Origin of the sequence: uncultured Halomonas sp. (genome assembly GCF_947501415.1) — a bacterium.
Lineage (GTDB): Bacteria > Pseudomonadota > Gammaproteobacteria > Pseudomonadales > Halomonadaceae > Halomonas.
In genome coordinates, this window is sequence record NZ_CANMVL010000021.1 from 59,083 (window position 1) to 72,929 (window position 13,847).

The following is a 13,847-nucleotide window of genomic DNA, read 5'->3' on the forward strand; positions in this document are numbered from 1 at the left end:
GCCATTCATTGCCTTGCAGGATGATTGACATGACCATCGCTGACCGCTGGCTGCTGCCCGACGGCATGGACGAAGTGCTGCCGCCCCAGGCAAGCCGCATGGAAGAGCTGCGCCGAGGGTTGCTCGACCTCTATCACCGCTGGGGCTACGACCAGGTGATGCCGCCTACCGCGGAGTTTCTCGACTCCCTGCTCACCGGTACCGGCTCCGATCTGGCCCTGCAGACCTTCAAGCTGACCGACCAGCTCACCGGCCGCATGATGGGCATCAGCGCCGACGTCACCCCCCAGGTGGCACGCATGGATGCCCACTCCCTGAAGCGCCAGGGGCCGGTGCGACTCTGCTACTGCACCAACGTGCTGCGCGCCACGCCCGACCAGCATCAGTGCGGTCGCAGTCCCGTGCAGGTCGGGGTGGAGCTGTTCGGCCACGCCGGTCGCGAGGCCGACCTGGAGATCCTCAACCTGGCCCTGGCCTCGCTGAGTGCCGCCGGCGCCCGCGAGATTCACCTGGCGCTGGGCCACATCGGCATCTACCGTAGTCTGGTGGAAGCGTCCGGTCTCGAGGGAGATGCCGAGCGCGCGATGTTTGCGGCCCTGGAGCGGAAATCACCAGGCGAGCTGGCCGCCCGGGTCGAGGCGAGCGTCGGTGATCCTGGCCTGGCCGAGATGTTCATGGCGCTGGGCCGCCTGCATGGTGGCGTTGAGGTGCTCGACGAGGCCCAGGAGGCCTTCGCCGAGGCGCCTGCCGCCGTCACTGCCGCCCTGGAGCAGCTGCGTACCCTGTTGAGCGGTGTACAGGCCGCCCACCCCGGGGTATCGCTCTACCTGGACCTGGGGGAGCTGCGCGGCTATGCCTACCATACCGGCATGCTGTTTGCCGCCTATGTGCCCGGTTACGGGCAACCGCTGGCCAAGGGTGGGCGCTATGATGACACCGGGCGTGCCTTTGGCCGGGCTCGCCCCGCGACCGGCTTCTCCATGGACCTCAAGCAGCTGGCCACGCTGTCGCCCGCAGAACCGCCCCGTGATGGCATCTGGGCGCCGGCCGAGGGAGAGGGACTGGTAGACGCCGTGATGGCGCTGCGCGCTCGAGGCGAGCGTGTGGTGCAGGCGCTACCGGGACAACGTACCGGGCCCACAGAACACCGCTGTGATCGTCAGCTGGTGCTCGATGATGGCCACTGGCAAGCCGTGACACTGTAGACTGGGTTACCACCTTGGCGCGACGGCCCGCCGCCGCGCGGCAACGAGAGACGAGAGAGCAATGGGCAAGAATGTAGTCGTATTGGGCACCCAGTGGGGTGATGAGGGCAAGGGCAAGGTCGTCGACCTGCTCACCGAATCCGCTTCCACCGTGGTGCGTTTCCAGGGCGGTCACAACGCCGGCCACACGCTGGTGATCGATGGCGAGAAGACCGTTCTCCACCTGATCCCTTCCGGCATCCTGTGGCCCGGCAAGATGTGTGTCATCGGCAACGGCGTGGTGCTGTCACCGGAGGCACTGATCACCGAGATCCGCAAGCTGGAAGAGAAGGGCGTGCCGGTACGCGATCGTCTGCGCCTGTCGCCGGCCTGCCCGCTGATCCTGCCCTATCATGTGCGTCTCGATCAGGCCCGCGAGAAGGCCCGTGGCATCGCCAAGATCGGCACCACAGGGCGTGGCATTGGCCCGGCCTATGAGGACAAGGTGGCACGCCGTGGCCTGCGTCTGGGCGACATGCTCCATCGCGAGCGCTTTGCCGCCAAGCTCGGCGAGGTGCTGGATTACCACAACTTCGTGCTGACCCAGTATCACGGCGAGCCGGCGGTGGACTTCCAGGAAGTGCTCGACAGCGCCATGCAGATGGCCGAAGAGCTGCGTCCGATGGTGACCGATACCGTCAGCCTGGTGCATGGCGTGCGTCGCGAGCGCGAGAACATCCTCTTCGAGGGGGCCCAGGGCTCGCTACTCGATATCGATCACGGCACCTACCCCTACGTGACCAGCTCCAACACCACCGCGGGGGGAACTGCCACCGGTTCCGGCGTGGGTCCGCTCTACCTGGACTACGTGCTGGGCATCACCAAGGCCTATACCACCCGTGTCGGCTCCGGCCCGTTCCCCACTGAGCTGTTCGACGACCATGGTCGCCACCTGGCCGAGAAGGGCCACGAGTTCGGCGCCACGACCGGACGCGCACGCCGCTGCGGCTGGTTCGACGCCGTGGCACTTCGCCATGCCGTGCAGGTCAACTCCGTCTCCGGGATCTGCCTGACCAAGCTCGACGTACTCGACGGCCTGGAAAACATCCGCGTCTGTGTCGGCTACCGCAGCAAGGATGGTGAGCTGTTGGATAACCCGGTGGACTCCGAGGGCTACGAGGCCGTGGAGCCCATCTACGAGGACCTGCCGGGCTGGAGCGAGTCGACTCTGGGCGCCAAGCGCGTGGAGGATCTGCCGGCCAACGCGCGTGCCTACATCAGCTACCTCGAGGAGAAGACCGGCGTCAGCATCGATATCATCTCCACCGGCCCCGACCGCAACGAGACCATCGTGCTGCGTAACCCGTTCGACGACTGAGCGACTCGCCGCAGCGGTATGGCGCTATGATATGGCGCTATGAGGAAGGCCCCGCACAGCGGGGCCTTCTGCGTTTTCAGCGGGCCTAGGGCGTAGGCTTAGTAGTCGATGCCGCGTCGGGCCTGCACGCCAGAGTTGAAGGCGTGGCGCACCTCCTGCATCTCGGTGACGGTATCGGCCATGGCCAGCAGGTCGCGGTGGGCATTGCGACCGGTGATGATCACGCTCTGCTCGCCGGGGCGGTTCTCGAGGGCACGCCTGACGGTCTCGATATCCAGGTAGCCGAACTTGAGCATGTAGGTGATCTCGTCGAGCACGACCAGATAGACCTCGGGGTCGGCCAGCATGCGCTCCGCCTCGACCCATACCTCACGGCAGGCGGCGGTATCCGTCTCGCGGTTCTGGGTCTCCCAGGTGAAGCCGGTGCCCATGATGGCGACCTCGAGGTTGGGATCCTCGATCAGCCGTTCGCGCTCGCCGCACTCCCACTGTCCCTTGATGAACTGGATGACCCCGACCCGGTAGCCATAGCCCAGGGCACGGGTGACGGTGCCCCAGGCGGCGGTGGTCTTGCCCTTGCCGTTGCCGGTGAAGACCATCATCAGGCCGCGCTGCTCGGTGGCGGCGGCGACCTTGTCGTCGACGTGGCTCTTGAGTTTCTGCATCGACTGCTTGTGGCGGGTATCGCGATCGCTCATTGGGGCTCCAGTTCTGTACAAGGCTTGTCAAGGTGCGTCATAGCATACGCGAGCCATGGCGAGGCGTCAGCCTCCTCGCCTGACGAAAGCCGGGAATCGGCGGCGCTGAGAGGAGAGGGCTGATAGAATCCCTGCTTCCATCCCCTTTGCCAGGAGCCGCCATGCCCTCCTTCGATATCGTCTCCGAGTTTGACAAGCACGAGGCCAGCAATGCCGTCGACCAGGCCAATCGCGAGATTCAGACGCGCTTCGACTTCAAGGGCGTCGATGCCAGCTTCAGCCTCGAGGGTGACAGCGTGAGCCTCGAGGCCGAGGTCGACTTCCAGCTCAAGCAGATGCTCGACGTGCTGCGCAACAAGCTGATCGCCCGCGGCATCGATGCCCGCTGCCTTGACGTTCAGGAGCCGGTGCTTTCCGGGGTGCGTGCTCGCCAGGAGGCGCAGCTCAAGCAGGGCCTCGACCAGAAGGAGGCCAAGGATATCGTCAAGCGCATCAAGGACTCCAAGCTCAAGGTACAGGCTCAGATTCAGGGCGAGAAGGTGCGTGTCACCGGCAAGAAGCGCGATGACCTTCAGGCGGTGATGGCGCTGCTGCGCGGCGAGCAGGGCCCCGATCTGCCGCTGCAGTTCGATAACTTTCGCGACTGACGCCATCCGGCATCTGCTCGTCCAAGGTCACCATAGTCACCTCCGATTGGCGTGCCGGGGCAGGCTGCGCTTCAATACCAGTATCACTGGGAAAGGAGCGCGGGATGTCAGAGTTGAAGCGCCTTGTCTTGATCGCGATCGCCGGCATCAGCCTCGTGCTGGGTATTGTCGGCATGTTCCTCCCGCTGATGCCCACCACCTGCTTTCTGCTGTTGGCGGTATGGGCGGCATCGAGAAGCTCGCCACGCCTGGCCGGCTGGATACGTGAGCATCCTCGCTTCGGACCAGCCGTGGTGGCCTGGGAGGGCGAGCGGGCCATTCCGCGTCACGCCAAGTGGCTGGCCGCCGGCATGCTGGTCCTCTCCATGCTGGTGCTGGCGCTGACCGTCAGCCTGCTATGGCTCAAGCTTGCCCTGATCGCCGGGCTGACGCTGCTAGGCGCCTGGATCGTCACGCGTCCCGAGCCGGCGTTGTGAGGGTGCTTTGAGCTCGGCGGGCGAGGCGCCGTACAATGGTCGCAATTCTCGACAGGAGCATCACGCATGTCCGACCCCCAGGCGACCTACCTGAGCGACTACCGCCCCCCGGCCTACCGCGTTACCCATACCGAACTTACCTTTGATCTAGACCCCGGCGCCACGCGAGTCAAGGCGCGCCTGCATCTGGAGCGCCATCCGGAGCGTGAGGCGGGCGAGCCGCTGGTACTCGACGGAGAAGGCCTCGTCCTCAAGGCGATTGCCGTCGATGGCGAACCGCTGGAGGCTGACGAGTATGCGGTGGGCGACAGCAGCCTGACCGTGCACCGAGTGCCCGAGGCCTTTCTCCTGGATACCGAGGTGGAGATCGCCCCCGAGGCCAATACCGCCCTGGAGGGGCTCTATCTCTCCAATGGCATGTACTGCACCCAGTGTGAGGCCGAAGGCTTCCGGCGCATCACCTACTATCCGGATCGCCCGGATGTCATGGCGACCTTCTCCACCACCGTGATCGGTGATGACGAGCGCGAGCCGGTACTGCTCTCCAACGGCAATGCGGTGGAGCGGGGCAGCCTGCCGGGTGGCCGGCACTTCGTCACCTGGCAGGATCCCCATCCCAAGCCCAGCTATCTGTTCGCCCTGGTGGCCGGCGACCTGAAGAAGGTCGAGGATGATTTCACCACCATGAGTGGCCGCGAGGTGGCCCTGCAGATCTGGGTCGAGGAGGAGAACCTCGACAAGACCGACCATGCCATGGCCTCGCTCAAGCGCGCCATGCGCTGGGATGAACAGGCCTATGGTCGCGAGTATGACCTCGACCTGTTCATGATCGTGGCGGTCAATGACTTCAATATGGGCGCCATGGAGAACAAGGGGCTCAATATCTTCAACTCCGCGGCGGTGCTGACCCACCCTCAGACCGCCACCGATACCGCCTTCCAGCGGGTCGAGAGTATCGTCGCCCACGAGTACTTTCATAACTGGTCGGGCAACCGGGTGACCTGCCGCGACTGGTTCCAGCTCTCTCTCAAGGAGGGTTTCACGGTATTCCGCGACCAGTGCTTCTCGGCCGATACCAACTCCCCGGCGGTCAAGCGCATCGAGGATGTTGCCTTCTTCCGCACCGCCCAGTTCGCCGAGGATGCCGGGCCCACCGCGCACCCGGTGCGCCCCGATCACTATATCGAGATCGGCAACTTCTACACCCTGACCATCTACGAGAAGGGCGCCGAAGTGGTGCGCATGCTGGCCAACCTGGTGGGCGAGGAGGCCTTCCGCCGGGGTAGTGATCGCTACTTCGAGCGGTTCGATGGCCAGGCGGTGACCATCGAGGACTTCGTGGAGTGCATGGCCGAAGCCTCTGGCCTGGATCTCTCACAGTTCATGCGCTGGTACTCCCAGGCCGGCACCCCGGAGATCGACGCCTTCGGCGAGTATGACTATGCCAAATGTGAGTATCGACTGATCCTGCGCCAGCGCACGCCAGCCACCCCCGGCCAGCCCGACAAGCTGCCGCTGCATATTCCGGTCCGCCTGGGGCTGGTGGGTACCAAGAGCGGCCGTGACCTGCCGCTGTCACTGGATGGTGAAGCGCTTGGCAGTGACGCCGTCATCCATCTGTGCGAGGCGGAGCAGGAGCTCGTGTTCACTGATGTCTCAGAGGCCCCGGTGCCGTCGTTGCTGCGCGGCTTCTCGGCGCCGGTGAAGCTGCGCTTCCCCTATGGTCGCGAGGATCTGGCCTTTCTGCTGGCCAACGACTCGGATGGCTTCAACCGCTGGGAGGCCGGTCAGCGCCTGGCCATGCTGGCCCTGGACGACCTGATCGCCGCCCACCGCAATGGAGTCGAGAAGGTGATGGATTCGCGGGTCGTCGAGGCCTTCCGCGGGTTGCTCGAGGGGGAGCCCGAGGATCGTGCGGTGCTGGCCGAGATGCTTGTTCTGCCCAGCGAGGCCTATATCGCCGAGCAGCAGCCGCTGGTGGATGTCGACGCCATCCATGCGGCGCGGGAGTTCATGCGCCAGGGGCTGGCGGCCGCCCTGCGCGACGACTTCCTGCGCGTCTACCGCGAGAACCAGCACGATGAGCCCTATGCGCCGACACCCGAGCAGATCGCCCGACGCAGCCTGAAGAACGTGGCGCTTGCCTACCTGATGGCAATCGAGGACGAGGATGGCGTGGTGCTGGCCCGTGAGCAGTTCGAGGCCGATCACAACATGACCGATGTGCGTCATGCCTTGACCCTGCTGACTCACAGCAGCCGCGATGAGCTCAGCGAGCCGGCCCTCAAGGCCTTCGGTGAGCGCTGGGCGCATGACCCGCTGGTGATGGATCAGTGGTTCGCCATCCAGGTCGGTCGCCCGCAGCCCGACGTGCTCGAGCGCGTCCGCTTCCTGATGGAGCATCCCGCCTTCTCGCTGAAGAACCCCAACAAGGTACGTGCCCTGATCGGCACCTTCGTCGGTCAGAATCGCATCAATTTCCACCGTCTGGACGGGGAGGGCTATCGCCTGCTGGCCGACACCGTGATCGAGCTCGATCGCCTGAACCCGGAGATCGCGGCTCGCCTGATCATTCCGCTGACACGTTGGGCGCGCTTCGATGAGCAGCGTCAGGCCTTGATGAAGGGGGAGCTCGAGCGCATCCGTGCCGAGAGGCTCTCGCCCAACGTCTATGAGGTGGTGGAAAAGGCACTGGCCTGATCATCCGCCCGCTTCACCAACGGAAAGCGCCGCCCCTTGGGGCGGCGCTTTCACGTTGCAGGGAGTCAGTAGATCAGCCAGCTCAACACGGCGAAGCCCAGCAATAGCCAGACCAGGGTGGCGACGATGGCCCGGCGGGTCAGGGCGCGGAAGGCCTTCCACAGCATCCACAGGCCCACCGCCAGGATCAGCAGACTGACGATCGATGTGGAGATCCCAAGCGAGCCGGCCAGTTCCTGCAGGAAGCTCCTGGCGGAGGCGCCGAGGTTGGCGAAGAAACCGGTCAGCAGGTCGACGACGAAGCGGATGACCTCGCCGAGGGTGCGGCCGATCCAGGCGAAGAACTCTTCCATGTTCTGGTTCCCTCGTTGTTCGGTAAGGTGCCAAAGGTAGCATGCCGGAGACGATTGTCATCATCGGCATGCATGGCGTTTCATCCAAGCTGGCTTGAGATCGGCTCGATCCCCGACTCCTCGGCGGCGCTGTCCGCCAGGGCCCGGCCTGCCTTGTCATAAACATGAAAGACGGCGCTGGCGCCCAGCTCACGAATGGGTTCGATCTCCTCGGGGAACTCGACCACGGCGGTGATCCTGCCATCGAACTGGCGCGAGCGCAGCTGCTTGAGGGCGAAGAGGTTACCGGCATGGTGAGGCATCGACAGCACCACCATGCGCACGTCGGGAGACATCAGCAGCTTGTCCCAGAAGTCGGAGTCCAGGGCATCGCCTTCAACGATGTTGAACCCACGTTCGGCCAGCATCTTGACGCTGGCCGGGTTGCTGTCGATGCCGAGTACACGCAGACCGTACTGCTTCTGCAGACGGCGATAGACGCTGCGCCCGATCCGGCCCATGCCCAGCACTACCGCTTCGGCATCACCGACCTCGATGGGCCGGTCGCTGGGGGAGAGCTCACTTGGGTCACGCTCGGGCAGGCGCGGCTCCAGCCAGCGGTAGATGCCCTCGCTGACGGCGTTGAGCATTGAGGAGAGACCAAAGCTGAGGGCGACCGCCAGCGAGATGACGACCAGCCAGTTTTCGTCGAGCAGGCCGCCTGTTACCGCGATGGCCCCGACGATCAACCCGAATTCGGAGTAGTTGGAGAGGCTCAGGGTGGCCAGGACCGCGGTGCGGTTACGCATCGGAAAGCGCATGAACACCAGCAGATAGAGCAGGCTCTTGAGTGGCAGCAGAGCGACCAGCAGCAGCGCCATCTGGATGTGGTTGGCGTTCGGCATGGCGGTGAGGCCGATGCTCAGGAAGAAGCCGACCAGCAGCAGCTCCTTGATATTGAACATCGAGCGCGAAAGGGTCTGGGCGGCTGGGTGGGGAGCCAGCAGCAGGCCGATAATCAGCGCGCCGAGATCCCCCTTGACGCCCAGCGCCTCGAACAGCGCATAACCCAATACCAGGGCCAGCAGCATGCCGAACAGAATCTGCATCTCGCCGTGCCCCAGACGATCCAGCAACTGGCGCAACAACGGGGCCAGTGGAATCAGCAACACCAGGCCCAGCGCCCAGGGGCTCGGCAGCTTGCCGGTTGAGGCGGTGATGAACAGCACGGCGAAGATGTCCTGCATGATCAGCACACCGATGGCCAGTCGGCCATAGGCGGTCTGGGTCTCGCTGCGCTTCTCCAGTACCTTGATCACGAAGACCGTACTCGAGAAGGAGAAGGCGAAGCCCAGCAGCAGCAGCGTATGCCACTGACTATCGACCAGCAGCGACAGGCCGAGCCCCTTGAGCCCGACCAGCAACCCGCAGAACAGCAGCGATGAGCCGATCATGTGCAGGCTGGTCCCGCCCCAGACCTCACGGCGCAGCAGGGTGCGTACGTCGAGCTTCAGGCCAATGGTGAACAGCAGCAGAGTGACGCCAACCTCGGAGACCAGCGCGAGCAAGGGGGTCTTGTCGTAGCCTATCGCGTTGAGCACGAAGCCGGCGGCAAGGAAGCCGACCAGCGGTGGTAGCCGAATGGCCAGGGCGGCGACGCCGCCCAGAAAGGCGGCGAGAAGAAAGGCCGGTTCGATCATGCACGCTCCATGTTCGTTCAATCACGCGATGACGATAGTCTACGGAAGACGGTCGAGGAATGGCACGAGTTCGTGGCGGGGTCGAGTGATGCGGTCTGTCCGCCGCCGAAAGCGCTGGGTGAGAGAAATCGTCAACGGCCCCGGCAGCGGTTAAGGTAGCTGCTGGGCGCCGGTAAGCGGCGCTACCCCACTCCCTGTTCGCCACTCGAGGATGCCATGGACCTCTCGATGATCCTGCCAGTCGTGCTGCTGGCTGCCCTGCTGATCTATGCCGTCAGCATCTACAATCGCCTGGTGGCGTTGAAGAACCGCTTCCAGAATGCCTTCGCCCAGATCGAGGTACAGCTCAAGCGGCGCCACGACCTGATCCCCAACCTGGTGGAGACGGCTCGGGCCTACATGAGCCACGAGCGTGAGACACTGGCTGCGGTGACCGAGGCCCGCAATGCCGCAGAGGTTGGCCTGAAGCACGCCGCCGCTGCCCCCGGCAACGCCGCCGCCATGGCCGAGCTGGCCGGAGCCGAGGGAGCGCTGGGAGCCGCTCTTGGCCGTCTCAATGTGGTGATGGAGGCTTATCCCGATCTCAAGGCCTCGGAGAACATGCAGCAGCTCTCCGAGACCCTGACGAGCACCGAGAACCGTGTCGCCTTTGCCCGCCAGGCGTTCAACGATGCCGTCATGCAGTACAACACCTACAAGCAGAGCTTCCCCCCGGTGGTCCTGGCGGCTTCCTTCGGCCACAAGCAGGATGCTGCACTGCTCGAGTTCGAGGACAGCGCCGAGATCCAGACCGCCCCGCGCATCAGCTTCTGAGCGGGGGGCGCATGGACTTCTTCACGGCACAGGATCGCGCCCGGCGCCTCTCCGGACGACTTGTCCTGCTGCTTCTGCTCGCCGTCGTGGCGCTGGTGGCATTGACCTGCATACTGGTGTCGCTGGCGGTGGTCATGCTGGATACGACGGGAATGCATACCGGCGATCCGCTGACGGCGGCGCTCGAACCGCGCCTTCTCGCCATGGTGGCCGGTGGAGTGATGACGGTGGTGATCCTCGGCGGCCTGGTGCGTCATCTGCAGCTGCGCGTGGGGGGCTATGCGGTGGCCGAGGCGCTGGGCGGGCGGCCACTGGCACTGGACACCCGCGATGCGGGTGAGCGCCGCCTGCTTCACGTGGTGGAGGAGATGGCCATCGCCTCAGGGCTGCCGGTGCCGCCGGTCTATCTGCTGGATGACGATGCCATCAATGCCTTCGCTGCCGGTCATGATCCTAACGATGCCGTCATCGGCATCACGCGTGGTGCCATCGAGCATCTCGATCGCGACCAGCTGCAGGGCGTCATCGCCCATGAGTTCAGCCATATCCTGCATGGCGACATGCGGCTCAACCTGCGCCTGGTGACCTTGCTGCATGGCATCCTGGTGATCGGCCTGGCAGGGCGCTTTCTGCTGCGAAGCATGGCCGGGGGACGGCGGCGAGACTCGCGCCGAGGCGGCGGGCATGTGGCGCTGCTGGGCTTGGGAGTGGCGCTGATGGTGGTGGGGTATGCCGGCACCCTGTGCGGCAATCTGATCAAGGCCGCGGTGAGTCGCCAGCGCGAGTTCCTGGCCGACGCCAGCGCCGTGCAATACACCCGTAATCCCGAGGGCATCGGGGGTGCGCTCCAGACCCTGGCCGCCTATCGGCTCGGCTCGCGCCTGCTGGCAGCCAATGCCGCCGAGTTCAGCCATCTCTACTTCGGTAGCGGCGTACGTAGCCTGAGCCGATGGACCTCGACTCACCCGCCGCTTGAGACGCGCATTCGCCGTGTGCTGCCGCGCTGGGACGGCCGCTTGCCCGAGCCCTTCGCGCCGACCCCGCGTCAGCACGCCCCGCAACGGAGGCCATCTGCGGCGCCGTCCATAAGCGCCGTGAGTGAGGCAGTGAGCGCAGGGGCGAGCGGGGAGGCGAGCAAGGTGGTAAATGAGGAGATCACTGCCGGAACCGGCGTTGCCGCCGCCGCCGTGGCCAGTGTCGGCCGTCTCGACGATAAGGCACTGGCCAGGGCTCGCCGTCGCCTGGCGGGCATCGACAAGCGGTTGATGGAGTCGGCCCATGAGCCCTTCGGGGCTCGTGCGCTGGTCTATGCCATCCTGATGGGGGTCGACTCGAAGAGCCGTGATGCCCAGCGTGAGGTGCTCCAACGCCAGGCACTACCCGAGGTGCTGGCGGAGCTTGAAGCCCTGGATGAGCCCATGAAGAGCCTGTCGGCCGGCGATCGACTGCCGCTGATCGAGCTTTCGTTGCCCGCGCTGCGCGCATTGAACCCCGCTCAGGGGGCGCGCTTTCGCACCTGTCTGGATGGTCTGATGAGTGCCGAGCAGGCTCCGGGGGCACTGCAGTGGGCACTGCACCGGCTGGTAAGGGCGGGTCTGGAGGGTGAGCGGCGAGCCCTGCGGGATCGGCGCCTTGCCGACCTGGCCGGACCGTTGTCGCGGCTATTGTCGACGCTGGCCCTGGCTGGCCAACCCGAGCCTGATGCGGCCCGGGCGGCACTGGAACGAGTCGCTGCGGTGCTGGGCGTGGCGTTGGATCTGGTCACCGAGCCGGCTGATCCCCGGGAGCTGGACTGGGCGCTGGGCCGCCTGGCGCGGCTGCGCAACCAGGAGCGTGGTCCGCTGCTTGCCGCCATGGTCTGCTGCGTGGAGCAGGATGGTAGGGTCGACCCTGAAGAAGCCGAGCTGCTGCGTGCGGTGGCCTGGACGCTTGGAGTTCCATTGCCACTGGGGAGCCTCGGTGATGGGGAGCCTCTGTGATAGAGAGGTGAGGGTGACAGTAAAGGCTGTTGGAACAGGGTGAAGAGAGCAACAGCCGCCATTGCCTGGTGCTGGCGTCCCTGGCGCCACCCCGAGCCAACGGGCCAACTATTTGCCATGATTGTAGCTGCAGTTGCCTTGCGAGGAGTGGGGCGCTCTGCTGCAATGTGGCCTTTTCGTGATGGAGACGCTGGATGACCCCCACACTCTGGAAATCGATCCTGCTGGCCACATTGCTGGTACTGGGCCTGGCCGGTTGCGGTGATGGTAATGAGCAGGCACCCGATGCCGATGCGTCCCGGCCGGCACAGGATGTCGAGAGCGAAACGGCCCCGGCCGTCGACAAGACAGATGGCGTGGAAGCTTCAGGAGAGATGGAGGAAGCGCCAGTCCCGGATGAGCTGAACCAGGAGGGGGCGGCTACTGCGGGCCAGGGTGAGGAGCCGGCAGCGCCGGATGAGTCTGGCACAGCCGAGGAGACCCCTGACGATGCAGCGGTTTCCGCCGACGCCGAGACCCTAGCCGAGTCACCCGCCACACCTCTGGAGGATGATGCCGCTCTGCCCGGAGAGGCGACGCGTGAGGATGTCGATGCCATCATCGAGGAGAACGAGCGGCGCTTTGAGGAGGCCCAGCGGCGCATCGACGAACAGTTCCAGCAAGCCGAGCAGGAAAGGGTGGCCCCCGAGCCCATGGCGGATGGCGATATCGAGAGTGGTATCGATATCGACTCCTCCCTCGGTGAGGACCCGCTGGCCGGCGAGGAAGCCGCCAGGTCGGACATCGACGCGATCATCGAGGAGCAGGAGCGCCGCTTCGAGGAGGCGCAGCGAGAACTGGAGCAGCAGTTCGAGGAGATTGAGCGGGAAGTGCCCGAACTCGAGGGCTTCGACGGTGAGCCGTTGGACAGCGAGGTGTCGGCACCCGCCGAAGAGGCCCGCGAGGAGTAGCGGGCGGTCCATTCGACATGTTGCTGCCATAATGCTGTTTCACCAACAAGAAGGCCCACCGAACGGTGGGCCTTGCTCGTTGGTTCGGCGATGCCGTCCCATCGAGTCGACGCTTAGTCAGCGGCGCGGATATTGGAGGCCTGAAGGCCCTTCTTGCCCTGAGTCACCTCGAAGGTAACCTTCTGGCCATCCTGCAGGGACTTGAAGCCATCAGCCTGAATCTCGGAGAAGTGCGCGAACAGGTCATCGCCACCGTCGTCCGGGGAGATGAAGCCGTAGCCCTTGGTGTCGTTGAACCACTTGACAGTGCCAGTTGCCATTTATCAATTTCCTTAACATACGGATAGTGTTGCCGGCGCGAGTGCGTGGATCGCCCTCTTGCCGCGGTGCCCGGCGGGAAAGGTCATGTCGACCGCTCGCCTGCCAGTGCATCGATTGCGGTGCCCCGACAAGGCTTGCGCACGCTGTGTGACGCAAGGAGACTATGCCGAGCCCGCAAGATCACTCTAGTTGGAAACCCCCGAGGCGTCCAGCACGCCCGGAACCACTCTCCCACCAGATTCGAGAGCGCCATGACCGCCCAGCCCCTCACCTCCCGCGACACCCACAGCATGCTGCTCGGCTACCTGCTCTGGCTGTTCGGCTTCCTCGGTGCCCACCGCTTCTACTATGGCAAGCCGGTGACCGGTACCATCTGGTTCTTCACCCTTGGCCTGCTCGGCATCGGCTGGCTCATCGATCTCTTCCTGATTCCCGCCATGGACCGTCAGGCGGACCTGCGCTTCACTTCGGGGCCCATCAACTACTCACTCGCCTGGTTGCTGCTCACCTTCCTCGGTGTCTTCGGCCTGCATCGTTTCTATCAGGGCAAGTGGCTGAGCGGCATCGTCTATCTGCTGACCTTCGGTCTGTTCGGGCTGGGGGTGCTCTACGACTTCTGGACCCTCAACGACCAGATATCCATGCGCCACGCTCGCCGCGCGGAGTAGG

Annotated in this window: 13 protein-coding genes; 9 read left to right on the forward strand and 4 right to left on the reverse strand. The window is 64.9% G+C overall.

Going from position 1 to position 13,847, the window contains the following annotated elements:
- Positions 1-29 precede the first annotated feature (29 nt).
- Both Q0894_RS13020 and Q0894_RS13025 read left to right on the forward strand, forming a co-directional pair.
- Positions 30-1,205, forward strand: coding sequence for an ATP phosphoribosyltransferase regulatory subunit (locus Q0894_RS13020; RefSeq protein ID WP_299236073.1), 1,176 nt, complete (start codon positions 30-32; stop codon positions 1,203-1,205).
- A 61-nt stretch (positions 1,206-1,266) separates the two neighbouring features.
- Positions 1,267-2,562 carry an adenylosuccinate synthase gene (locus tag Q0894_RS13025; RefSeq protein WP_161423192.1) on the forward strand — a complete coding sequence of 432 codons (1,296 nt, stop codon included), beginning with the start codon at positions 1,267-1,269 and terminating at the stop codon, positions 2,560-2,562.
- Between the two features lie 98 nt (positions 2,563-2,660).
- On the opposite strand, the gene cobO is transcribed toward Q0894_RS13025, so the two are convergent.
- Entirely contained in the window at positions 2,661-3,260 is a 600-nt protein-coding gene (gene cobO / locus Q0894_RS13030) for a cob(I)yrinic acid a,c-diamide adenosyltransferase (protein ID WP_299236077.1), read from the reverse strand.
- A gap of 161 nt (positions 3,261-3,421) precedes the next feature.
- On the opposite strand from cobO, the gene Q0894_RS13035 reads away from it, so the two are divergent.
- From Q0894_RS13035 to pepN, 3 genes are all read left to right on the forward strand, one after another.
- Positions 3,422-3,907, forward strand: a complete 486-nt coding sequence (locus tag Q0894_RS13035; RefSeq protein ID WP_299236080.1) for a YajQ family cyclic di-GMP-binding protein — start codon at positions 3,422-3,424, stop codon at positions 3,905-3,907.
- A 104-nt stretch (positions 3,908-4,011) separates the two neighbouring features.
- Positions 4,012-4,383 carry a YbaN family protein gene (locus Q0894_RS13040; protein ID WP_132043277.1) on the forward strand — a complete coding sequence of 124 codons (372 nt, stop codon included), beginning with the start codon at positions 4,012-4,014 and terminating at the stop codon, positions 4,381-4,383.
- Between the two features lie 66 nt (positions 4,384-4,449).
- Positions 4,450-7,083, forward strand: coding sequence for an aminopeptidase N (pepN, locus tag Q0894_RS13045; RefSeq protein WP_299236085.1), 2,634 nt, complete (start codon positions 4,450-4,452; stop codon positions 7,081-7,083).
- Positions 7,084-7,148: 65 nt separating this feature from the next.
- Here the strand turns inward: pepN and Q0894_RS13050 are convergent, their stop codons facing one another.
- Both Q0894_RS13050 and Q0894_RS13055 read right to left on the reverse strand, forming a co-directional pair.
- A complete protein-coding gene (locus tag Q0894_RS13050; RefSeq protein ID WP_299236087.1) occupies positions 7,149-7,436 on the reverse strand; it encodes a hypothetical protein in 288 nt (95 codons plus the stop codon).
- A gap of 80 nt (positions 7,437-7,516) precedes the next feature.
- The gene (locus tag Q0894_RS13055) at positions 7,517-9,115 is read right to left on the reverse strand and encodes a cation:proton antiporter family protein (RefSeq protein WP_299236089.1); all 1,599 of its coding nucleotides are present in this window, start codon (positions 9,113-9,115) and stop codon (positions 7,517-7,519) included.
- A 216-nt stretch (positions 9,116-9,331) separates the two neighbouring features.
- Between Q0894_RS13055 and Q0894_RS13060 the strand changes: the two genes are divergently transcribed.
- From Q0894_RS13060 to Q0894_RS13070, 3 genes are all read left to right on the forward strand, one after another.
- Positions 9,332-9,928 carry a LemA family protein gene (locus Q0894_RS13060; RefSeq protein ID WP_299236091.1) on the forward strand — a complete coding sequence of 199 codons (597 nt, stop codon included), beginning with the start codon at positions 9,332-9,334 and terminating at the stop codon, positions 9,926-9,928.
- A gap of 11 nt (positions 9,929-9,939) precedes the next feature.
- The gene (locus tag Q0894_RS13065) at positions 9,940-11,907 is read left to right on the forward strand and encodes a M48 family metallopeptidase (RefSeq protein WP_299236093.1); all 1,968 of its coding nucleotides are present in this window, start codon (positions 9,940-9,942) and stop codon (positions 11,905-11,907) included.
- Between the two features lie 194 nt (positions 11,908-12,101).
- A complete protein-coding gene (locus Q0894_RS13070; protein ID WP_299236095.1) occupies positions 12,102-12,857 on the forward strand; it encodes a hypothetical protein in 756 nt (251 codons plus the stop codon).
- A 113-nt stretch (positions 12,858-12,970) separates the two neighbouring features.
- Here Q0894_RS13070 and Q0894_RS13075 read toward each other — a convergent pair whose 3' ends face one another.
- Entirely contained in the window at positions 12,971-13,177 is a 207-nt protein-coding gene (locus Q0894_RS13075) for a cold-shock protein (RefSeq protein ID WP_195687299.1), read from the reverse strand.
- A gap of 252 nt (positions 13,178-13,429) precedes the next feature.
- Between Q0894_RS13075 and Q0894_RS13080 the strand changes: the two genes are divergently transcribed.
- Positions 13,430-13,846, forward strand: coding sequence for a TM2 domain-containing protein (locus Q0894_RS13080; protein WP_132043265.1), 417 nt, complete (start codon positions 13,430-13,432; stop codon positions 13,844-13,846).
- Position 13,847 lies beyond the last annotated feature (1 nt).